This is a genomic window from Stieleria sedimenti, from assembly GCF_025060895.1.
In the GTDB taxonomy this organism is placed as follows: Bacteria; Planctomycetota; Planctomycetia; order Pirellulales; family Pirellulaceae; genus Stieleria; species Stieleria sedimenti.
The window spans coordinates 1-22758 of sequence record NZ_JANZKV010000044.1 but is presented as its reverse complement, the minus strand read 5'-3'; the positions used below and the strand labels follow the sequence as shown (position 1 = coordinate 22758).

General features: G+C 60.5%; 17 protein-coding genes. 9 read left to right on the top strand and 8 right to left on the bottom strand.

Annotation, left to right across the window (positions count from 1 at the left end):
• Nucleotides 1-69: 69 nt before the first annotated feature.
• Nucleotides 70-984: an alpha/beta hydrolase gene (locus NZK35_RS07485; RefSeq protein WP_259631911.1), complete on the top strand. Its 915-nt coding sequence runs from the start codon at nucleotides 70-72 to the stop codon at nucleotides 982-984.
• A gap of 85 nt (nucleotides 985-1069) precedes the next feature.
• On the opposite strand, the gene NZK35_RS07480 is transcribed toward NZK35_RS07485, so the two are convergent.
• Complete coding sequence (locus NZK35_RS07480; RefSeq protein WP_259631910.1) at nucleotides 1070-2770, bottom strand: vWA domain-containing protein; 1701 nt, start codon at nucleotides 2768-2770, stop codon at nucleotides 1070-1072.
• A 501-nt stretch (nucleotides 2771-3271) separates the two neighbouring features.
• Here NZK35_RS07480 and NZK35_RS07475 point away from each other — a divergent pair.
• The 3 genes from NZK35_RS07475 to NZK35_RS07465 all read left to right on the top strand — a co-directional run bounded on the left by NZK35_RS07475 (nucleotide 3272) and on the right by NZK35_RS07465 (nucleotide 6961).
• Complete coding sequence (locus tag NZK35_RS07475; RefSeq protein WP_259631909.1) at nucleotides 3272-4375, top strand: hypothetical protein; 1104 nt, start codon at nucleotides 3272-3274, stop codon at nucleotides 4373-4375.
• An 85-nt stretch (nucleotides 4376-4460) separates the two neighbouring features.
• On the top strand, nucleotides 4461-5771 hold the full coding sequence (locus NZK35_RS07470; RefSeq protein WP_259631908.1) for a beta-ketoacyl-[acyl-carrier-protein] synthase family protein: 1311 nt from the start codon (nucleotides 4461-4463) through the stop codon (nucleotides 5769-5771).
• Nucleotides 5772-5848: 77 nt separating this feature from the next.
• Nucleotides 5849-6961 carry a PmoA family protein gene (locus tag NZK35_RS07465; protein ID WP_259631907.1) on the top strand — a complete coding sequence of 371 codons (1113 nt, stop codon included), beginning with the start codon at nucleotides 5849-5851 and terminating at the stop codon, nucleotides 6959-6961.
• Here NZK35_RS07465 and NZK35_RS07460 read toward each other — a convergent pair.
• The 5 genes from NZK35_RS07460 to NZK35_RS07440 form a co-directional block, all read right to left on the bottom strand.
• Entirely contained in the window at nucleotides 6920-7411 is a 492-nt protein-coding gene (locus tag NZK35_RS07460) for a low molecular weight protein-tyrosine-phosphatase (RefSeq protein ID WP_259631906.1), read from the bottom strand. The genes NZK35_RS07465 and NZK35_RS07460 overlap by 42 nt on opposite strands.
• Nucleotides 7412-7769: 358 nt before the next feature.
• Entirely contained in the window at nucleotides 7770-8621 is an 852-nt protein-coding gene (locus NZK35_RS07455; RefSeq protein ID WP_259631905.1) for a 1,4-dihydroxy-6-naphthoate synthase, read from the bottom strand.
• Nucleotides 8618-9274: a futalosine hydrolase gene (gene mqnB, locus NZK35_RS07450; protein ID WP_259631904.1), complete on the bottom strand. Its 657-nt coding sequence runs from the start codon at nucleotides 9272-9274 to the stop codon at nucleotides 8618-8620. The genes NZK35_RS07455 and mqnB overlap by 4 nt, the downstream gene beginning before the upstream one ends.
• Nucleotides 9271-9798: an NUDIX hydrolase gene (locus tag NZK35_RS07445; protein ID WP_259631903.1), complete on the bottom strand. Its 528-nt coding sequence runs from the start codon at nucleotides 9796-9798 to the stop codon at nucleotides 9271-9273. Before NZK35_RS07445 ends, mqnB begins: the two co-directional genes overlap by 4 nt.
• 29 nt (nucleotides 9799-9827) lie before the next feature.
• On the bottom strand, nucleotides 9828-11072 hold the full coding sequence (locus NZK35_RS07440) for a nickel-dependent lactate racemase (protein WP_259631902.1): 1245 nt from the start codon (nucleotides 11070-11072) through the stop codon (nucleotides 9828-9830).
• 391 nt (nucleotides 11073-11463) lie between these two features.
• Between NZK35_RS07440 and NZK35_RS07435 the strand changes: the two genes are divergently transcribed.
• From NZK35_RS07435 to tnpA, 4 genes are all read left to right on the top strand, one after another.
• A complete protein-coding gene (locus NZK35_RS07435) occupies nucleotides 11464-12948 on the top strand; it encodes a hypothetical protein (protein ID WP_259631901.1) in 1485 nt (494 codons plus the stop codon).
• A 219-nt stretch (nucleotides 12949-13167) separates the two neighbouring features.
• Entirely contained in the window at nucleotides 13168-14202 is a 1035-nt protein-coding gene (locus NZK35_RS07430) for a HEAT repeat domain-containing protein (protein WP_259631900.1), read from the top strand.
• A gap of 11 nt (nucleotides 14203-14213) precedes the next feature.
• Nucleotides 14214-14801, top strand: a complete 588-nt coding sequence (gene cyaB / locus NZK35_RS07425) for a class IV adenylate cyclase (protein WP_259631899.1) — start codon at nucleotides 14214-14216, stop codon at nucleotides 14799-14801.
• 1373 nt (nucleotides 14802-16174) lie between these two features.
• Nucleotides 16175-16630: an IS200/IS605 family transposase gene (gene tnpA, locus NZK35_RS07420; protein WP_259631898.1), complete on the top strand. Its 456-nt coding sequence runs from the start codon at nucleotides 16175-16177 to the stop codon at nucleotides 16628-16630.
• A 250-nt stretch (nucleotides 16631-16880) separates the two neighbouring features.
• Here the strand turns inward: tnpA and NZK35_RS07415 are convergent, their stop codons facing one another.
• Nucleotides 16881-19865 (bottom strand): hypothetical protein, encoded by a 2985-nt coding sequence (locus NZK35_RS07415; protein WP_259631897.1) that lies wholly within the window; start codon nucleotides 19863-19865, stop codon nucleotides 16881-16883.
• 16 nt (nucleotides 19866-19881) lie between these two features.
• Nucleotides 19882-21981, bottom strand: coding sequence for a hypothetical protein (locus NZK35_RS07410; RefSeq protein ID WP_259631896.1), 2100 nt, complete (start codon nucleotides 21979-21981; stop codon nucleotides 19882-19884).
• 136 nt (nucleotides 21982-22117) lie between these two features.
• Here NZK35_RS07410 and tpx point away from each other — a divergent pair, with 136 nt between their 5' ends.
• Entirely contained in the window at nucleotides 22118-22633 is a 516-nt protein-coding gene (gene tpx, locus NZK35_RS07405; protein WP_095738285.1) for a thiol peroxidase, read from the top strand.
• Nucleotides 22634-22758: the final 125 nt, after the last annotated feature.

Sequence of the window (22758 nt, the reverse complement as noted above, 5' to 3'; positions counted from 1 at the left end):
TCAGCGCATAATAGAGGGAAATGAGCAAACCGAGATTGCCGACCGAGAGTATCTGCCCAGGAGTTTAGAATGTGCCGTTTGTCCGTACGAGTTGTCATCCTTGCGTTCACACTGACGTTGTTGACGCAGTCGACTCTGTCCGCACAAGGTCCTCGGAAGAAGGTGGAGCCGCCGCCTCCGCCGGGCCCCGTTAAATTGCCGACCAAGGACGGTTTGGAACTGAGCGGATACTACTTCGGTTCCAACAAAGGCAAGGCGGCGATCCCGGTGATGATCGTCCATGAGTGGAAAGGACAAAAGGCTCCCTACGGCAAGCTCTGTATCGCGCTTCGCGATGCCGGTTGCGCCGTCTTGGCGCTCGATTACCGCGGGCACGGTGGATCGCGGGAGTACACCGATCCACGCGGGGAAACGCAGGAATTCGATTTGGAACGGATGCGAAAGCAACACGTTTTGGCGATCGTCAAGTACGACCTGGATGCGGCCAAAGCGTTCTTGGAAAAGGAAAACAACGAGGGAAAGCTGAATTTGAACGCGCTGGTCGTCATCGGCATCCGCGAAGGGTGCGTGTTGGCCGCCGGCTGGACCCAGCGTGATTGGAGTTTTGTGCCGGTCGGAACGCGTAAACAAGGCCAAGACGTCAAAGCGATGGTGCTGGTGTCGCCGGAACGATTGTTGAAGGGGGTGCCGATCGAAACCTCGATCGCGGTTCCCACGGTCGCGTCACTGCCGATCATGATGGTTGTCGGTGAAGGCTCCCCGGAACAGAGCGACACCGATCGGATCTACAAACGCGTCGAGGCGGCCAAAAAGAAACTTAGCGGCGGCAAGGATCCCGAAGGACTGGAATTGCTGCAGGTCAAACAGCCTTTGGGAGGTCACTTCCTGGTCAACGAATCGGCCCAAGTGATCCCCGAGATCGTCAAGTTCGTCACCTCGCAAGTGCCGATCAGCGAAACCGATAACCCCTGGATCGAGCGGTAGATCGAGCGGTAGACGAAGTGGCGTAAGCTTCCAGCTTGCGATTCCCACAGCGCGAGCTGAAAGCTGACGCCACGATTGAGGGTCGTTATTGGTTCGGTTTGGGGACGTAACGGTATTGGCCCCCGTTCTGTTTCGCGATCCGTCGCATCCGGCTCTCACCCTCTCGGCTGTGATAGCCGATCGTGTGCACGATGCTGATCGGACCGTCATCACCGAATAGATTGTCGATCCGATTGATTTCTCCCAGCAAGTCCTCGATCCGCTGGGGGAACTCGCCGTCGGACAACAGAAAGATCACGTCCGGGTTCAATTCCAATGCGAATGGCAGGGCGTCATAGGGCGCCCGTCCGCGATCCATCTTGATCGTCATCGCCCACCGCTGCAGCCTCTGCTTGTTCTCCGCCGTCGCGTAGACGCTACGCGGCTCATCTTCGTCGGGAGACGACAGTCGCATGTAGTCGGGCTCGGCATCGAAGAAGATGACATAAAAACGTTGATCGGGTTTCAGCAAGCGAATCGATTGCAACAATTCCGCGCGTGCCGAATCAAACGCGTCACCCATGCTGCCGCTGCTGTCGACCAGGTAGACGAAGTGGTTTCCGCCGCCGTCAACGCCGCAAAAACTCATCGTCGCGTCCGAATCGGATTTCAACGACATCGCTGCCATGCTGGTCGCGTCACGCTGGATCATCGACTCGATCAGCGGGGTCGGCGGTGCCGCCGGAGCTTCGCTGATCAGATCGCTTACGGAAATCTCTCCGATGTCGCTGATCTCATGCTCCAAGTCGCTCGGTGTCGGTTCGCTCGATGTCGGCGGGACTTCGGGGGTCTCGATCGAGAGTGATTCGATCGCCAATTCTTCCGTTTCGGCGACCGAACCGGCGATCGCGATCTGGTCTCCTGGTGGCGGCGATGACAGCGTGAAGAACGCCAAGGCGAGCAAGATCAAGCCGTGAAACACCGCGCTGAGCAACCAGGCGGCGGGTTTGCGTCGCCGCGGCGGGTCGGACGCCTGCGCAGCCAGATCAATGTTCTCCGCCGGAACGCAACGCAAACGCCGATCAGCGGCCGGCCCGCCCGCGAGTTTTGGCGACGGGGACCACGATTGCGACCGCTTGGTGCGCGCGGGGTCGACCCGCGAGCCTTGCTTCGGCAAGCCCTCTCCTTGCAAGCCCTCTCCTTGCAAGCCCTCTCCTTGCAAGCCCTCTCCTTGCAAGCCCTCTCCTTGCAAGCCCTCTCCTTGCAAGCCCTGCGAATGAGTCCCGAGCGATTCGTGGCACGAGGAGTTGCCGCCCGCTGGAGCGACGACAGATCGACCGAGCGCGTCGCGCACCTGGCTCCAGTTGTCAAAACGTCGGTTGGTGGGATCCGGGCGGGGGCCCGCACCGCGTTCGGCAGGTCTCGATTCATCCGGGGAATCGTCCGCGGTGGCTTGGTCGCGGTGAAAGATCTTGGCGGCTTTGGGCGGCCGGCTGCGTCGAGAACCGAAGGCATCACCGGGGCGATCCGCCGAGTCGAGTCGTCCGTTCGTCGCTGGCGGTTTGGAATCCAGATCGGCAACGTCGTCGTGATCGAGGTCTTCGCGGAGCCGCTCAATCTGTAATTCCAATTCGGCGGCTTGAGCGTCCAGTCGTGCCGCGTCGGCTTGGCAGCGGATCCTGTCGAGTTCCAGTTCCAGTTCACGCAGCCGATGACGATGCGTTTGATCAGTATTTGAATCGGAGGGGAGATTGGGTGAGGGCTGGGGGCCGGAAGTGGACTGGATTTCGTTCGGCAACTCGGACATTTCAGCGATTCGGTTGCTTTCGGAGAAAATGCGCTGGCGACAAGAACCGCATTTTATCGCCCCCTGTTGGTTGTGATGCAAGTGCATCCGCGGCGGGGGTGGTGAAATAGGTGCAACAGGCCGATGTTGTGGGGCCTTCGTGTCAGCACGCGGCGTGAGCCAGTGGCGCGCGATGGTCGTGCGTGCACCACGCGCCGCTCGCTGACGCTTCCCGCTGGGGTGAATGTGGGAAAGAAACCAGAAGTCACCTTGCCTTGGAGACTGCGCGGCGGCTATAGCCAAGGTCGAAGAAGCGGACGGGAGGAAACCGTTCGTCACGTCTTACAGGGATGGTCTGCCATGCGTTTTTGTCCGAATCGATCCATTGCGAGTCTTGCGACAGCGATCGCGTCTTTTCTTCTCGCCTTTTCCGTGTCGAGCGATCCGGTTCATGCTCAGGGGATGCCGCTGCCCGGCACGGGGCCGTCTGGTCCAGCCGGCGCTGGGGCTGTCGCTAGGGGCATGCCCGACAACGCGGGAACGCCACCGAGTTTACAAAATCAACCGACTTCTCCTCCGAATCGGCCGGCGCCACTTCCCGGCGGGCAATCCAGCGGCGGTGGCAATCTGCCGCAGACGGCTGGCCAGGAGCACCGGATTTATGATTTACGACCTTACACCGGTTACCTGACCAAGCACGACCATCCCGAGCAGGCGATCGTCGACTGGGTGCTTCGCGAAACGGGAACCGACGTCTGGTTCACGTCTCCGTTCGGTTTCTTGAATGCGGACCGCGATCAATTATCGGTTTATCACACCCCCGAAATGCACGGAGTGGTTTCGGGGATCGTGGACCGGTTTGTCGCCGGCGAAAAAGATCCCCAGGTGTTGTCGCTGCGGGTGATGACGGTCGGCAATCCGAATTGGCGGTCGCGGGCGCACTTGTTGATGCAGCACGTCAACGTCGACTCGCCCGGCGTCCAGGCTTGGTTGCTTAGCAAAGAGAACGCGGCGTTGGTCTTGAATCTGCTGCGTCAGCGGACCGACACCCGTCAAGTGCAAGCGCTGGATCTGATCACCTACAACGGTCAAACCGAAAAACTGGCCAGCACCCGCGGACGCAATTACGTCCAAAACGTCAAACCCGCCGCAACGGGCTGGCCGCCTTATGAGCCCGAGACGGGGGAAATCCAAGAGGGCTACCGTTTGGAAATCAGCCCGCTGTTGAGCGTGGACGGTTCGGCGATCGATTGCGTGATCAAGGCGTCGATCGATCAAGTCGACCAGCTCAAACCGGTCGAATTGGATCTTCCCCTGCCCAACGCCCAGGTCCACCGCACCAAAATCGACGTGCCCCAAGTCGTCAGCTGGCGGCTGCACGAGCGGTTTCGCTGGCCGTCGGATATGGTGTTGCTGTTGTCGTGTGGGGTCATCGCCAGCCCCGAGCGTCCGCAGGCGGCGATGCCGCTGTTCAACTTGGAAATGCTGACCGGGACGACCGCCGGCCGGGCCGACGCGTTGATGTTCATTGAGTTTCGTGGCCGGGCGTCGGACAATTTGACGACCACCCCGCTGGTCCCCCAGATTTCTGCCGGTTTCGGGACGCCCCACCGCGGTCGTTACTGAGATACACCCCCTCTTTGCCAATTCCCCCAGAGCCTAGAATGCGGACATCCCGTATTCCTTCTGCTCCGCGTCGTTCGGCTGATTCATGGTAAATGTCACGTCCAGACGAGTGGTCATCACCGGTGTTGGTGTGGTCACTCCCCTCGGAAACGACTCTGATCGTTTGCTCTCCGGTTTGCGTTCTCGCCGCAGCGGGATCGGTCCGTTGACCCAGGTCCCGCAAGGCGTCCTGTCGGTCGACTATGGTGCCGAAGCGTCCGAGTTCACCGGCGACATCGCGGACTACGGTCCGATGGACAAGAAACTGCAGCGGACGATCCGCAAGGGCAGCAAGGTGATGTGCCGCGAGATCGAAATGGGTGTCGCGGTCGCCCAGTTGGCGCTCTCCGATTCGGGATTGGAAGTCGACCAGCGTGATCGCGATCGGATTGGTGTGCTGTATGGCTGTGACTACATCATGTCACAGCCGATCGAGTTTGCTTCGGGCATCCAGAAATGCATCGACGCCGATGGGAACTTTGATTTTGACCGTTGGGGTGAACTCGGTAAGCCCGAAGTCAATCCGCTGTGGTTGTTGAAGTACTTGCCGAACATGCCGGCCAGCCACGTGGCGATTTACAACGATCTGCGCGGAGCGAACAATTCGATCACGTTGCGAGAGGCCTCGGCGTGTGCGGCGATGGCCGAAGCGTATTCGACGATCTCGCGTGGCCAAGCCGACGTGTTGCTGGTCGGATCGACCGGTTCACGCATTCACCCGCTGCGGTCCTTGCATGCGGACATGCAGGAGACGTTGGCAAAAAATCAATCGGATCCGTCCACGATGAGCCGACCGTTTACGGCCACGCGTGACGGCAGCGTGCTGGGCGAAGGCGCCGGCGCGATGGTCTGTGAAACGCTGGAGCACGCCCGGGCTCGCGGGGCGAAGATCTTGGGCGAAATCGTCGGTTACGGCAGCAGTGCCGTCGGTCCGGCGTTCGGCGAACGTTATTTCCAGGCGGCGATTACCAACGTCTTACGCGCCGCCCTCGGCGACGAAGACAAAGCGAACATCGGGCACCTGCACGCCCATGGCTTGGGAACAGTCGAATGTGATGCTCAAGAAGCCGCCGCGATCAACGACGTGTTTGGGCCGGTCGATCAACAGCCTCCGGTGACGACCGCCAAGGGACACATCGGAAATCTGGGCGCCGGAGGCGGCATGGTCGAAACGATCGCCAGTTTGAAGTCGCTCGGCGAGAGCCTGTTTCCGATTCTCAATTGCGACGCTCCGGCGGACGATTGTCCTATCAACGCCTGCGTGGACGACTCCACCGCGGCCGGCAAGCAGTTCATCAACGTCAATGTGACGCCGCAGGGCCAGGCCAGCGCCATTCGCATTCGCGCCTTCGAATAGAGTCACGGACGCTTGTGACTTCGGCGTTTGCTACAATCGGTCGGTGGTTCTTTCCTCCGACGATCTCTGGTCCGGCAATGTTGAATTCCTCGTTTTGGCGTCGTCTCTCCCTCACCGCCGTGTTCGTGTCCTCGCTGATCGCGTCTGATGGGGCGCAATCCCAGGATGCGGCACCATCACAAAGCGACACCGGACCGCCTTCGGAACAGTTGTTTCGCTGTGTGCAAACGGAGGATCATGTGATCGTTTATTGCGGTCGATCCGAGGTCTTGCGATACAACATCGTTGCACCCAAGGCGCCCGAAGGAATCGATCCGAAGTATCAGCGCAGCGGCTACATCCACCCGATCTATTCGCCGACCGGTCGAATGGTCAGCGGTGACTTTGCCGCCGATCATCCCCATCAACATGGATTGTTCGCCACTTGGACGGATACCCGTTTTCGTGGCAAGAAGGTGGATTTCTGGAATCAACTCAAGCAACTCGGTGTGGTGCTTCACGATCGAGTGATTGCCGTCGGCGACGAAGGCGAAAGCACGGAGTTTTCCGTCGCGGTCAGACACTATGCCATCGATGACCAAGGGCTGCGTGAAGCGATTCTGGACGATGTCTGGACGGTCAGTGTGACGGGGGTGAGCGGCGTAGACGTTTCCGCCGATGATCAGAAGAGACCGCGCTACGCGATCCAGTTTTCGACCGAACAAACCAATATCACCGAGCACCCGCTGACGATCAATCAGTATCACTACGGCGGGATCGGTTTCCGTGGCAACAACGACTGGTATTCCGCTCCATCGGCCAAGGCCCTGGCCGCGTTTGTCAAACAACCTCAGGCCGACGCGCCGCCGTTGGAACTGACCCGGCATCGGTTTCTCACCAGCGAAGGCCATGATCGTCGACTCGGCAACCACAGCCGTCCCGAGTGGACCACGCTGTTTGGGATCGTGGACCAGACGCAGGGCCAGAATCACATTGCCGGCGTCAAAGTGACACCATCGCCGCTCAATGAGCAGTATCCCGATCCGGTTCGATTGCATCCGACGAAACCGTATTTCAGCATCTCGCCGTGCGTCGTCGGTGCGTTTGATATCGGCCCGGGCCAGACCTATCGGGCACGGTATGAGTTCGAAGTGTTCGACGGCACGCCGCTACTCGACGAAGCCGTCGTCGAAGATGGTTTCTCCCGCTAGCGTCTGCAAGATGATCGGGCAGCCCTCTTCGAGCATGTCCAACACTTCATCGAACCCTTCTGCTTCGCCGTAGTAGGGATCGGGCACATCGTTGGGCCAGTTGTCATCCAGGTAGTCGCTGAAGATCCGGATGTGCTGGGTCGGCCGACCGGCCAGCGCTGTCAGATGTTCGTAGTTGGCGTTATCCATTGCCAACACCAAATCGAAAACACCGTCGGCGAGATCTTCGCGGGTCACCTGACGACCCCGGCTGGTCAATTCGTACCCGCGTGCTTCGGCGGCTTTCAGCATCCGTGCGTCGGCGCGTTTGCCGATGTGATAGTCATGTGTCCCGGCGGAATCGACCTCGACGTCCAGCCCGAATTCCTCGGCAAAACGCTTCATCACCGCTTCGGCAGCCGGCGAGCGACAGATGTTGCCCATGCAAACAAAAAGGACGCGTTTTGACATTGTGACGATTCGTGGATTGAAGGCTGAAGATAAATCGATGCGGCACGGGTACCGATAGATTATTCGATGACGGACGTTCAGTTCAATCCTATCGCCAGGGGCATTCCAGCCCTACACCCTTCGGTACGGATGTTCATATTCTAGGGCGTTTGCCCCATGCCACGTCCTGTGGCGCGAAAGGAGTTGGCTCAGCGGCGCGAGCGGCCTGTCGATTGAAGGTGAGCCGCTGGCCGTCAGGCCTCGGGCGACGCCAAGATGCCCGGCCGCTCACGCGTCGCGGCTCACTCAATCAACAAGCCGCTGCAAAAAAAACGTTTGGTATTATAGCAGGTGGCATTGGACGCTTCCCCGCGTGCGATTACCGCAGGATCTGCAGACCCGCCGTCGATTGCGGAATGATGCCGGCCAGCTTGGCTTTCTCGTTCAACCGGTTGAGCGCTCCGGCCCCGATTTCACCGAGATCAACCGTCCATTCGTTCACGTATAAATGGACATGCTGCATCAGCACCTCGTCGTCGAATTCTTGCGCGTGGTGTCGCATCGTTTCCAAGGTGCCCTCGGGATCGGCGAGCGAGTATTCGAGCGAGTCGCGAACGACGCTCTGGACTTTCCACAAAACGTCATCGGGCAGCGTCTTGTCGCCGACCAGTCCGCCCAGCGGCAGCGGGCACCGCGTCTCGTTCTCCCAACGCGTCCCCAAGTCCTCCACCAATCCCAGCCCCTGGTCCTGCCAGGTGAACCGACCTTCGTGAATACAGACTCCGAAATCGGCAGTGTTCTGCACCAGTCGCGGCATGATCTCGGAAAACACAACCTGCTCGATCGACGTGGTGTGGGGATAGAACAAACGAAACAGCAGCGTTGCGGTCGTGTGTTGTCCCGGGCAGAGGGTGATTTGATCTGCCGTCGCGGGCACGGCGCCGGTCGAGGCGACGGATTTCGACGACAACAGCAACGGGCCTACGCCGAAGCCGAGTGCCGAGCCGCTCGGTAAGACGACCATCGAATCCGACAACAACAGCGCGGCGTGGAAGCTGCATTTGGCAACGTCGAATTTGCCCGCGAACAATTCGTCGTTGAGCTGTTGGATGTCCAGCAACCGGAGATCAAATTCCAGTCCCCGCCAATCCACCAAGCGATTCATCAACGCATGAAAGGCGAACGTGTCATTGGGGCAGGTCGAAATGCCGAGTCGAATCTTCTCGCTCATGAAGTCTCACCGTCGAGGTACTGTTGCAGTTGTTCCGCGACGCTCGCCAGTGCGGGAGCGATCTGCCAATCAGACTTGTCGCGGCAGCCGACGCGGTTGGAAAACCCTCGCACGACCCGCAGTGGCACGCCGGCCGACTGACAGGCGTAAGCGACCGCATACGCCTCCATGTCTTCACCGATCGCAGCGGGAACGCGTCGCAGCCGGCGCGCCGCATCGTCTTCGTCCGCCGACCCCGCACAGACCGTCAGCAGCAGGGCCGGCCGGGCAATCGATGCTCGGCTCTGGGGCGTGGTCGGTAGGTGAATCGTGTCCGTCGGCGCGGCCTCGCCTTCCGCACGCCAACCGAGGTCCGCCGCGTCGACAAACGCGTCGCCTTGTCCCACACCGATTCCATCGATCGCGACCGAGTCGAACCAGGTCGCATCGCCGAGTCGAAGGGTTTCGGTGCTTGGGCCGGAAAACAAACCGGCGATACCCGCCAAAATCACTTGGCGGGGCCGTTCGCTCAGCAACAGACGTGTCGTTTCGATTCCCGCCGCGATCACACCAAAACCGATCGTGTTGACAGTCCATTGGTCGGACTCGATTCGGATGGACGACTCGATCAGGCGTCGTTCGTTGTCAGTCGGAACCAGGATCAGACCGTTCAAGGGAGTTCACTCATCCACAATTCGATGGCGTAGCGGTTGGACGGAAACGCCATGTTGTCCAGGTAATCGGCGGTCGGATGAACCCAGGCATAGTCGTCCAGTTCGGCCGGTTCCAATTCCACGTGGCTCGGATCGACGGCCCGGCAGACATAAAACAGATCGATGACCTCGGTCACGACGCCTTGATAGTTGTACTGGTTGGGACGCGTGACCAGCAGTTCGCGTGTCTGTAACCGTAGTTGGGTCTCTTCGTAAACTTCCCGCTCGAGCGCTTCTTCGGCGGTTTCCCCGCGATCGACAAAACCGCCGGGAAGTCCCCACTGGCCTTTGCCCGGATTTCGTGCCCGCCGCACCAGCAGCAACTTGTCGGCGGAATCAACGATCAAGCCGCCGACGGCGGCGACCGGACCGAAGAACACGGCGAATTGGCAGTGGTCGCAGCGAAACGGAATCTGACCGACATCGCTCTGCTTGCAGCCGCAACGCGGGCAATGCAAGTACGCCTGTTCCATCGGGATCGACATCAAAGAAACCTTGTCGTTGGAATCGAGATTTAGTGGCCGCCGGCAAAGCTGGCGGCGCGGAGCACGCCACAGCTTTGAAAATGCCGGCTCAGATTGGCCAGTTCCTGGGGCGATTCGATGACGCCGAGCCCGAGTGGTTCGATGACTTCTCGAGGAAGGTTGCTGTGCAACATCAGGCGGTGTTTTTCCGCCACCCGTTTCAGTGTGCGGGCCAGTTCGGAAAAGCGATCGCGGTGCGGCAAGGTTTCCGAGTCGTCGCCGTGTTGCGTCGTCGTCGGCGGTTCTTCGTCGTCATGGTCAATCGCCAACAATGCTCCCTCGGGCGGCTGATCCAACGACGACCAGATCACGATCGTCGCGTCGGGCAACGCATAGGCCAACGCGGCGTCGGCGGCCCGGGCAATGTTCTCCCAGGTCTGTTGCTGGGCATCCCCATCCAGCGCCGCGACGACCAACTCTGCCGGCGGCGGGACCGGGTCGGGGCGGCGAAGCGTGGGCGTGATTCGCTTGGCGAGCGCCTCCAAGGTTCCGGCGTGGATTTCACCGGCGGCCCCATCGGAATTGGCCGTTACGCCCAGAATCAACTGCACCCCCAGCAACCAAGGCACCTCTTCGGCGATCGTGTTTCCCGACTTCATCGCCGGAGCCGAAGCGACACCGGAGGAAATTTTGTCCGCAAACCGGGTCCGCGTGGCTGAATCGCTAAGCGAAGGAAACACGCCGGTCAAATCGCGCCGCTGGCTGAGGTTGGAGGGACGGATCGCGACGATCGGCAAGACGAAGTCCGCGTCCACCAATGCCCGATTGAGATAGATCGGTTCCGCGTCGACATCGGCCGCCAGATAACACAGCGATTCGCGGATGTCGCTTTGATGCGGAATGACCGTGTGCTCGCCCGCCGCGGCGCGGATCCGCTGGAGGGTCTGTTCGGTCGCTTCGTCCCACACGACGATTTCGATGTGCTCGGCCGGAGTGCTGCGAAGCATCCGCAAGACACCTTCGATCACGGCGTCGACCTCCGGGACGTTGGGATCGACCGCCAGTGCGACGCGGTCCCCGGCCACAATCGCGGCTTCGATCGGCGGGAAATCGTCGGGGGCCGTGAGGGCCCGCAGCGTGTCGGCGACCACATCACGGCTGGTCCGGTTCGTCGCCGCGTCGTATTCCCAGATCTCAGCGGAGTTCAGTCCGGTCTTTTTCGTCACGAAATGGACGCCTCCATCGGCCGATGCGGCTTCGAAAGCGTTGGATGGTTCGGTTTGGTTGTCGGGCATGCGACGTTCCAAAGTGTCGGTAAAAAGTTCGGTGGGTAAAGCGGACACGCGACCTCATCCGGACAGGCGACGTCGGCCTGTTGATTGAAGCATGCACGCGCGAGCAGGAGGCCTCGCGACGCCTTTCGCTGACGCGTTTGCGCCTCACCGGATCGTGCCGGTCTCGAAGCATCGATCAAATCAACAGGTCGCTCACGGGCAGCTCAAACACGGATGCGACTGCAGCGCGGTTATCACGCTTTCGGGCAAAAAACGCAACCGCCTCGCGTCCGGACACGCAATGTTGTATGGGGGTCGTTATCAGACGCGGTTTGGTGCCGTCCACTGCGGAACTCGCACGCGGCCCCCAACCCTTGCAGCAGAAATCTTAGCCGGCCAACCCCAGAAAACGATGAAGTCCACTGTTCGATCGCTCCCGAAACTCCTCGCGATCGCGGCTTTGTTGGCATTTTCCGGCTGTGGTGGTAAGGAACATGCCCCCTCGTCGGCCGTGGATTCAGCGACCGAAGGGATGAGCATTTCGCTGCCCGAGATTCCGGCCGCAGATTATCTGAAACGTGTCCTGACACGCTATCAAAACACCCGGTCCTATCGTGATCGAGGCGAAGTGCGACTTCGGGTGGAAAAAGACGGACAACTGGTCCGTCGGACCGCTCCGATGCAGGTGGTGATGGACGGACCGACGATCTGGATCGCCGCCTACGATGCCCGGGTTTGGTCCGATCCCGAACGAATGATCGGCTGGATCGCCGACGAGCAAACCGATTTCCATGACGGACAGGTCCTTCTCGCCGGGCCGGCCGCCGATGGTCCATCGGCCAGCCGCCCTGCCCTGGAAAAATTGCTCCGCGACCCGATTTTGACCGCTCGAATGGTCTCCGGGCTCGGCGGCCCCCCGCCCCAACTGGAATGGCTGCTCGATCCCAACCCGATGGGCAAGCTGTTCGGCCACAGCACCCGTCCCGGTGAATCTGCCGGTCAGGAGGGTACCGACCAAAATGCCGGGGAGTCGGAACAACGGTCGATCCGCTATGAAGGAATGGCCCGGCGTGAGAACGTCCAGTGCGTCATCGTCGAGACGGTCGCCGGCGATGATGTCTATCGTTTTTGGATCGATCCCCAGCGGTCGCTGATTCATTGCGTCGAGCTTCCCGTCGCGATGGCGGGCAAGCGAATCGAGCTGGAAGGCTGGCAGGTGCGCTCGCTGGAATTGGTGTTGACCGGGGCGAGTTTCCAGCCGCCCGAGTCACCCTATCGGATGGAGGAGATGCCGGAGTCGGATTTGCCGCGTCGTCCCAGCTACCTTCGGTCGCTGGTCCCGCTGCCCCCGCCGCCGCCTGATCGTCGGTTGGGGCGTCAGGTTGCCGCGTTTCAGGTCGTCGACCGGACCGGGCGGGTGAAGGTCACCGAACGGGGCGTCGGTCGACCGTTGACGCTGTGGTACGCCGGTTTGGCCCAATCGATCGATGGTGCCGATGCCAAAAACATGCACGCTGCGGAGGTGCTGTCGGTTTGGCTACGTCAGACGCCCGAATCGATCCGCGACCAAGTCAGTCCGGTCGCGGTGGTCAGCGATTCGACCGGGCGATTGTTCGCCGACGCGGGACTGGCCAACGGGTTTTGGGTCGTCTTGGCTCAACGTAGCGACAACGGGACTCGCAACCTGGATCTGGAACCGGGGCGGGCGATGCTGGTCGATTCCCGAGGCACGGTGATTTGGGTCGGCGATCCGTTTTCGCCGGCCGACATCGTCTCGCTCTCGGCGATCGTCCAAGACCGGATCGCCGGAGTCGACGTGGCGCGAGCCATCCACCAACAGTGGGAAGCCGATCGCGACGCCTATCAAACGAAACTGGATGAGCTACAGATTCGGTAGCCACCCCCGGAGTCATTCTTTGAGAGCCCAGTTTTCAAACACCCCATTTTTGACCACCCCATTTTTTGACCAATCAATTTTTTGACCAATCAATTTCTGGACCCACCGGATGTAAACGCAACACCGGCCTCTCGCCCGGAAGCTGATCTTGCGGTCCCTGGGCCATGTCGAGGATGATCGCCGCCTCCCGATCCATCCCCCGTCATCAGGCGTACGATCATGGATGATTACGAACTGGAACGCACGCCCAATCCCTTTTCGGCTTTTGCGGAATCGCGCAACCAATCGCGACGCCACTTCGCATCGACCGCAAAATACTTGACGTTCGCATTTGTCTTGTTTGGCATCGTGAGCGCGGCCCAGGTCTACCTTCAACGGGCCCGTTTGGCTGAAATCGTGAGCGGTTTTTCGCAGCTCACGACGGCGGAAAAGCTGGCTCAGCTTGAGCGATTGCAAGCATCCGGGATCGAGGGGATCCCCGGGATCGTGGCCGCGATCGCTGATGAAAAACCTGAGGTCTCGGCCAGGTCCGCCGAGTTGCTCGCCGACCTGAGCCGGCAATGGATGACGTTGCCGTCGGAGCGATTGGCCGAGCGGCGTTTCATTTTTGCCGATCAGCTCGCGGCCGTCTCCGGCACGATCTCCGATGCCCAGGATCCACGTTGGCGGCGTGTTCAAGAATTGGCTCGCCTGGCCGCACGCGACTTGCTCGATTCGGGCTGCGCGGAGAACGACGCGACCTATCGCCGGCTGATGCAAGTGATTGCGACTGAGACGACCACGCCTGGCGATCCACCGCTTGATTCGATTGTCGACAAAGACCAACCGTTGCCGATTGATCAGGTCGATCTTGAGGCAGCCGGCTGGACGGATTGGCCGCCGACTTCGACAACGCCGACGCTTTATCGCCGCACCGTCGCGACGCTTGATCCGATCGAACCTTCCGACGTCGTTTTGAATCAAGCGGCTGGTGAGGATGGTTCCGTTCGCTCGGATGCCCGGTTGCTCAAGCCGCGATTTCGACCCGCCGCCACACTGGCCGACCAAACCAAGCAACGCATGACCGGTGACGTGGATTCAACGTCGTATTGGATCGCGCAGCTGCAGAGCCCCAGTCCGTTCGTGCGAAAAGGGGCCGTCACCGAACTTGCCAAGCGAGGTGACCCGCCATCGCTCGCCGCGTTGCACCAGCACTTCCAGCGCGAGTCGGATGAAACGATCCGCCAGCAAATCCTCAGCCGTCTAGAGCGTTAACGAGCGCCGCCATGCTTGAAGTCGAAACGAAATACGAACTCGCCGACAAGGCTGACTTGGTCAAACGCCTTGACGAGATGGGTGCGGTGGGTGGCAACGTGGAACGCCACGCCGACACCTACTATCGTCACCCGTCGCGAGACTTTGTGCAAACCAAGGAAGCGTTTCGGATTCGACTGATTGATTCGGTCGCTTCGGTGACCTACAAGGGGCCCAAAATGGACGTCGGTGAATCGGCGTTGAAGGCTCGCGAAGAGATCGAGTGGTGTCTGGCACCCGGCGACGCCGACGGCAGCCAAATGACACGTCTGCTTCAGGCGTTGGGGTTTGATCCGGTCGCGACGGTGCGGAAAGAGCGACGGTCGTATGCGTGGCCACAGACGGATCGACGGTATGCCGATTTCACCTTGACCATCGACCAGGTCGATCAGGTGGGGCTGTTCGCCGAGCTCGAGTTGCTGCTGCAGGACGATTCGCCCGACGCGGTCAAGTCGGCGGGCGAGCGGATCGACGCACTCGCAGAACGTCTTGGGCTGGTGACGACCGTCCGTTCCAGCTATCTGAATCTGTTGTTGAACAAACTCGGGCTGGACCGCTGAGCTGAACGCCTCTTTCAGAGAATTTGGGCCATTGTCGCGTCGGTCTTGCCGGCCGATTCGGAACCTCCAACCACGACATCGGTGTCCGCCACCGCTTTTGCAACAGCTTGAGTGTCAACCTTCGATTCCATACGGGAGAGTCTGACAACTCGGACTCGGCGATTTCGTTTGCCTTGCGAAGTTGGGTCTGTGCCTCCTTCGTATCGCCAAGACGATGCTCGGTCATTGCGAGGACATAGCCGATTGGCATGGCGACACGGCACATCGAAACCGGCACGCGGCGAATCCCAGGGCCAACGGCCCGCCGATTGCCTAGCCCAGCCCAACGGGCTGGGTAATCGGACATCAATGTCCGTGCAGGGCCAACGGCCCGGCCGATTATTCGCGGCGAGGATGCAACGGACCGGACCTTTGGCCCTCATCTCGCGTGTTTGTTCTGTAACCCAGCCCTTCGGGCTGGGCTAGGTAAACCGCTGGGCCTTTGGCCCGAATCCAGAGGCAACGCCCCGGCCCATTGCCTAGCCCGGCCCATCGGTTGATTGGCCCGGCCGATTGGCATGGGGACAGGGCACATCAAAACCGGCACCCAACGAATCCCAGGAGCAACGGCCGATTGGCATGGGGGCACGTCCCATCGAAACCGGCACGCGGCGAATCCCAGGGCCAACGGCCCGCCGATTGCCTAGCCCAGCCCAACGGGCTGGGTAATCGGACATCAATGTCCGTGCAGGGCCAACGGCCCGGCCGATTATTCGCGGCGAGGATGCAACGGACCGGACCTTTGGCCCTCATCGCGCGTGTTTGTTCTGTAACCCAGCCCTTCGGGCTGGGCTAGGCAAACCGCTGGGCCTTTGGCCCGAATCCCAGAGGCAACGCCCCGGCCCATTGCCTAGCCCGGCCCATCGGTTGATTGGCCCGGCCGATTGGCATGGGGACAGGGCACATCAAAACCGGCACCCAACGAATCCCAGGAGCAACGGCCGATTGGCATGGGGGCACGTCCCATCGAAACCGGCACGCGGCGAATCCCAGGGCCAACGGCCGATTGGCATGGGGGCACGTCCCATCGAAACCGGCACGCGGCGAATCCCAGGGCCAACGGCCCGCCGATTGCCTAGCCCAGCCCAACGGGCTGGGTAATCGGACATCAATGTCCGTGCAGGGCCAACGGCCCGGCCGATTATTCGAGGCGAGGATGCAACGGACCGGACCTTCGGCCCTCATCGCGCGTGTTTGTTCTGTAACCCAGCCCTTCGGGCTGGGCAATCGGACATCAATGTCCATGCAGGGCCAACGGCCCGGCCATTTGTTCCCGAGTATGTTAAAACAGCCCGTCGAAACAATTCCTCTCTTCGGCATCGGGGCAATCGATTATGCCGCAATCGCACGCGCAGGTCTGGCTACACATCGTCTTCTCGACCAAAGAACGACGACCGTTTCTGCGGAACGATGATTTCCGAACGGAAATGTTCCGCATGCTCTCCCATCACGTGAAGACGTCGAAATGCACGAGCGCGTCGGTGGGTGGTTATTTTGATCATGTGCATTTGTTGGTGGGGCTTCATCGAACGATCACGATCGCCAAGTTGGTCGAACAGGTGAAGACGGAGACCTCGAAGTGGGCCAAGGGACACGAGAAGGGATCTTCCATTTTCGCCTGGCAATCAGGATATGGCGTCTTTTCGGTCAGCCACTCTCTGAGAGGCGTGGTCGACAAGTACATTCGCAATCAATCCGATCATCACGCGAAGATGTCGTTTCAGGACGAATATCGACGTCTTTGTGAGAAACACAACCTCGACATCGACGAACGATACGTGTGGGACTAACCCGCAACGGACCGGACCTTCGGCCCTCATCGCGCGTTTTTGATCCGTAACCCAGCCCTTCGGGCTGGGCTAGGTAAACCGCTGGGCCTTTGGCCCGAAATCCAGGGCCAACGGCCCGGTCCATTGCCTAGCCCAGCCCAACGGGCTGGGTCGACTGGGCCCTTGGCCCGAATCCCAGGGCCAACGGCCCGGTCCATTGCCTAGCCCAGCCCAACGGGCTGGGTGGAATTTCGGTCGGCTAATGCATGACCTAATGCATGACCGGTTCGTTGGCTTGCCGCAGAAACCAGCGGGCGTAACCGAGACGCCGCAGCGGTTCCCGACCGGAATCGCTCCACAGGTCGCGTTCCTTTTTGAAGTACCATGGCATCGCCGGGCCTTCATAGGCGTGATGGGAAAGCACTTCATAGGCTTTCGCCGGATGCCCACGCCGTCTTTCATGCCGGACCAACGCGAGTGCAAAACGCGGGTCGAGGATGTCGACGATTCCACACAGCCGGGCAAAGGCCGATTCGAATTCGCGGTTCTGCGATTCCATGTCCTTGATCGGATGCTGTTCGATCACATCGGGAAGTTCGCGATAGCCGATCGCGCGGACTTGACGATACGCCGCGTCGGCCGCCCAGGCGTACGCCAGAATTCCGGCCGGATCGGTCGGCATCGAAAACGCTGACATTGGCTCCGATTCAGCTCTTTCGGTCTCGGCTGCCGCAGACGCTGTCTGCAGTGGCAATTGGCCCAGTCGCCGCTGACAAAGTTCTAAGACATGACCGGCAGCAGCGATCACTTCGTTTAAGTGCTGCTTGCGAAGGGAGGGTTGATCGAGTGCCAGAAGATGAGATCGCCAAGCGACGGGATCATTCACCGAATCCGCCGGCTTCGGTGTTCGACTCAAAATCTCCGACGGGCTCGATCCGGCCAGTGACCGTTGATGCAGCAGTTCGGCGGCGGGGTCGTGGTCATAGTGCCACAGCCAATCACGCGGTTCTGTCGGCTCGTTGGGATTGCCAGAAAGCCGCAGCCAACGCGTCGCCGGACTTTGTTCGGCCGGTGAATGGAACGAATACCAAAGGGCATCTGCCCCGTTGATCGACATCGACGACATCGTTCCTCGGTACTCGTCGACCCACAGTTGCCCGTCGACGACAAAGCTGGAATCCGAAGCTCGACGTTGGTGCAGCGTTCGTTCCCAAGGAACTTGAGGAGCTTCTTGCTTGAAACCAGAGGCTAGCACCAATCGTGGTGGCTGATTCGGAGATCCGGGGAGCTTCACCGCCTGCACCAAAATCCATCCGGCTTGCGGATTCGACCGTCGAAACGTTCCCAGACGATCCGCCGGTGTTTGCAGCCATCCCGTTTCCAACAGTGTCCAAGACTGCAAGTGGCTTTGGTCCCACGCAGGCATGGTTGCGTCGAGTTCCTGCAGGACGGTTTGGTGTCGAACGGCTCCGCCGTTGGTCGACGCGCGATACCACCAAGATTGAACCGATGGTCCGCGATCCAACAAGTGGCTTGCCGACTGGCGGACGGCGCTGGGGACTTCTGATGCCGCTTTTCTGTCCAGTCGTTCCACTCGGGTGACGGCAGACAGGAGAAGCTTGTCGGGAGTCTCTTGGCGGCCGATCAAGCGAATCGTCTCAGGCTGTTCCGATTCCGTACGGTTTGTCGTCTTCTCAAGAATCGGATCCGTTCCTCGCGTCCATGAGAGCCGACATTGGGAATCGGTTAAGTTCCACGCTTTTCCCATCCAGGAGACCGTTTCGGGGGCGACGACATAGCCGCCCCGATGATCGAGCGTTTGCGTCGGCCAGCCATGATCGAAGGCGGGGTCACGATTCAGCTCCGGACCAACGATCCGTTGTCCGTGCAGATCGTAGAGCCGAATCCCTTCCACTTGATGCAATTGGAGCGCTGGCCCGTCGTCACTCAACCGCAATCGACCATCGATCGCATCCAAGGGCACGCGCGCAACCAACATTGTTCGTCCGTCGATCCTCTGAAATCGCTCGGTGTTCAGCGCCGGAGTGGATTCGCCGAACAACGCGTCGATCGGACCGGGCGGTTCGCTGCCGGGTTGTTCAGCCACCGCGCGGCGCACCAACGTTGGATCCTGCAAAATCAATTTTGTTGTTTGTCGAAACGCTTCCAATGAACCCGGTGGCTTTCGGTAGCGGAATTCCGCAATGTCTGGAATCGAGGTTTTGGCGGGGCGGGCCAAGAAGTCCGGGGCGACCGTGGTTCGTTGGTTCAATACGACGGCGACACCGGTCTGGTGTGACAACGAGGCGAGAAGTTGCGCCGTGTCGGTTGCGACGTTTCCGGGCGAACCGAGATTCGCAAACACGACCTCGCAACCGAGACGCTCTGCCGCGTCCATCGCTGCACCCAGGTCCGCCGGCAGCAGACCGCCGACATCCAACCACACCAACTCGATGCCGCCCCGTTCGCTCGGCAGTTCGCTCGGCAGTTCGCTCGGCAGTTCGCCGGACGCCTGCAATAACAAGGTCAGCAGGGATGGTTCCGTTCGTCGATCCGTGTCGCGAGTTGAGCCTGAGATCGTCCAGCATTTCAAGCGAAGCGGGTCCGCCGAGTCGGATGTCGGATTCGCAACCGGCTGCATCATCAAGATCGCATCGTCGCGGCGAAACAGATGCGGTTGTTCAAGAGACCCGGGCGGCAACGTGAAAAGCTCGTTCTCGCTGATCATGAGGTTTGCGTCCCAATCAAACGCCACCTGCCATGCCCCGCGGTTGTTGATGCGGACGACGACATCGTTGGGGACATTCGATTCAACCAGCGGCTTCCATTTGGACCAAGGGTCGGGTTTTGGTGGGCTGGGCGTTTGTTCGAGCAGCCGTCCGCGGACGACCGACTGGGGGCGCCCGGGACCGCAGGCCACACCGCGATAGAGACGAGGATCGCTGTCTAGGTCCCAGTCCTGGGGAAGTTCGACCGGACGCCCGCACACGCCTTGGACGCAGTGATCGGAGACCAGAATCACGTCGTGCGTACACTTCTCCAGGTAGATGGAATTGCCAAGAGCTCCCGAGTCGTCCACCGCCACCAGGCAACGTCGCAGCTGTGGCAATCGCTCGACCGGCAGGCCGTACCCATCGATCGGATCGATCAAGCCCACCCGCAGCGTTTCGGCGTCGACCGTGATCGGGCAGGCGACGAAAAGCAACACCGCCAGAGAAAGGACGTTGAATCGGTGGACGGTGATTGGAGCAACCATGAAGCCTCTTACCGGATCACGCGCGTCCCAGGCGGCCGACCCATATGCCGGCGGCCAGCAGTAACGTGATCGACAGGACGGTGATGGACGTGGCGATGATGATTTTGAAGCTGGCCCGCCCGGTGAACAGTTCGTTCCACGTCAGTCGTTGATCGGCATCGATGCCTTGCAGCGTGAACATCGCCACCGGCTCACCTTGATCGGGTCCGGGGCCGATTGCCGTGACGGTGCTGGCAAAAATCTTGCCCGTGTCGCTGTGGCATTCGACGCATCCGCTGATCCCCAACGACCAACCGGCGGGGCGGACGTTGTGTGCCATCGGCCAACGGACCATGTCGATCGAATCGACGTCGTCGACTTCGATTTTCTTGACTGTTTCCTCTTCGTCTCCGTTGGCATACACAAAACCGCCGGACACGTAGACCGCCTGCGCGACGCCGAGTTCTTCTTCCAGGGCGGTGATGGCCGCGGAGATTTTTTCGCCGAAAAGTTGCTCTCCGGCTGTCTTGGTCGCCGCTTCAACTTTTTCGGCTTCCTCTTCGGTCCATTCTTCAGGTTTGGCGCGGTAGCGTTCTTCACCGAGCACTTCCTTGAGTTCCGAACTGCCGAGTTTGGGGGACAACAATTCGCTGGTGAAGTCACTTCGCACCCGCAGTGCCCGGCGTGTGGTCTCGTAAACGGCGTCGGGATCGAGCGGTTGCAGTTTGCCATCGACCAGACTGGCCCAGTACGCCGGCCAAACCACGCGGTGCGGGTAGACTCGGCCGTCGTCGCCCTTGGCGTAGACTGGGCCTGCGATCCGCGGCAGTTCCGTCCCGGTGCGGTGGCCTTTTTCGCCCAGGGAGTGTGCCAGGGAAGTCATGATTCCGAGCGCCTGGTCGCGGGGTAGCGGACCGCCGTGGCAGGCGGTGCAGGAGAGTTTTTCAAAGTGTAGCGGCGGCAGTCCGGCGTGGGCGGGATGCGGTGAACCGAGTCGCCCGGCCAATTGATCCGTGGCGTATGTCTGAGGCGCCGGTTCGTCGTCGGAAGCTTGATGCAGTTCATCGACAAAGTCGGCGCCCAGGTGGCAACCCGCACACGACAGCGTGACCATGTCTTTGCCGCTGGGGTGTGCTTCGCCGGGGTAGGCCCGGACGATGTGGTGATCGATGCCATTACGGTGACAATCGATACACGCCATTCCGGCTCGCAAGTGGACGTCTTCGTCGTGCGTCCAGCGGGGTTGGATGCCCGACGCGTCGACCGTACGGTTGCTATGGCACTGGTAACAGGCGTTGTTTTGTGGTTGGCGGACCAGGTCGACGAACACCGTGCCATCGGTCGCAAAGCGAGACGCGTCGTAGCTGACTTTGGGCAGTTTTTCTTGGGTCGCTTCGTCTTCGGGATCGGAGCCCTCTTTGATCCGCGAGACCTGGCCGTCGATGGTGGCGATCTTGAGTGCGGCGGTGGCGGCCCAGGCGAAGTTTTCGTCGGCGATCTGTTCCCGTCGGGCGTTGAAGTCGTAGGACCCCGAAACGCCATGACATGCCAGGCAGTCGATTTCCAGTGATCCCGACAGGGGCCAACGTGACGCGGTCACGTCCGCTTCGCTTGGTTCGGCAGCTGTCTCGTCCTCCGCGTCGGCACCGGCCTGTGAGTCGTCCGGTTCGGGGGCGTGTCCAAGGCCTCCGCCGGGCAGGCGTCCGCCGAACTGTCGGACCATGGCCCATTGGTCGATTCCGATTTTGCGGGGGTCGAAGGTTTGCTTCCAGCCGCGATAGGACAGCGGCAATTGGGTCCCGGTACGGGGGTCGGTCCAAATCCAGGGTTCGCCTTCGCGGCCATCGGCAGACTCGGGCAGAAAGGCGTTGAAATGCCAGCCGTGGGAGATGGTTTCATAGTCGTGGCAGCGGCCACAGGTGTTCAAACTGGAATAGGGCGTCGTCGAGTCCGGTTCGATGCGGCGATTGTTCGCATCGTAGAGGTGGATCTGGTGCAGAAACCGGGCGTCGCCATCGCTGTGGGCGAATTTTGACCCGTCGGCGGCGGTCAGCCGAGGGGACGCCGGGGCCAGGGCCAGCACGGCGAGGCAAGCGAGGAAACGAAGGGTTGGCGGAGGCGAATACGGCAAAAACATTGGAAATTTTTATTCTCTCGTCCGTGCATCCGGGGTGAGACCCATTCCCGGTTGCGTGTCGGGGCAACATAATTTCAACAGCTTAACATTGTTCCGTAAAAATGTGTCGCACCGATCACCACACAAGGTTTTTATCATGAGTCAAACTGGCGTCATCACTTTCAAGGGCAATCCGATGACTTTGGCCGGAGAGGCGCTCGCTGTCGGATCACCGGCACCCGACTTTCAACTCCACTACGCCGACGGCGGCATCCAAACGTTGACGTTGGCCGATCTGAAAGGCAAGCCCAGCATCATCAGCGTGGTCCCGAGTTTGGACACGCCGACCTGCGCGACCCAGACCAAAAAGTTCAACGAAGAACTCGCCTCGCTCGGTGACAAAATCAACGCCGTCACGGTCAGTCGCGATCTGCCGTTCGCCCAAGCCCGATTCTGTGGGGCCGAGGACATCAAGATGCGGACGGCCAGCGATTACCAAACGCACGCCTTCGGCAACGACTACGGATTGACGATCGAAGAGCTGAAATTGCTCACCCGTGCCGTCTTGGTCTTGAACGCCGATGGCGAAATCGTCCACAAGGAAATCGTCGCCGAGGTCACCGAGGAACCCGACTACGCCACCGCCATGGCCGCGCTGCGGATGCTGCTGTAAATCGGCCTTCACGCGTCACCGCACGTCGGTGTCTGGGATGGAGTGAGCGTTCACGTGTCGCCTGAAGGCGACTTGGGGAACGCCTAAAGGCTGGACACCAACGGTTGCGCCTAAAGGCCAATACC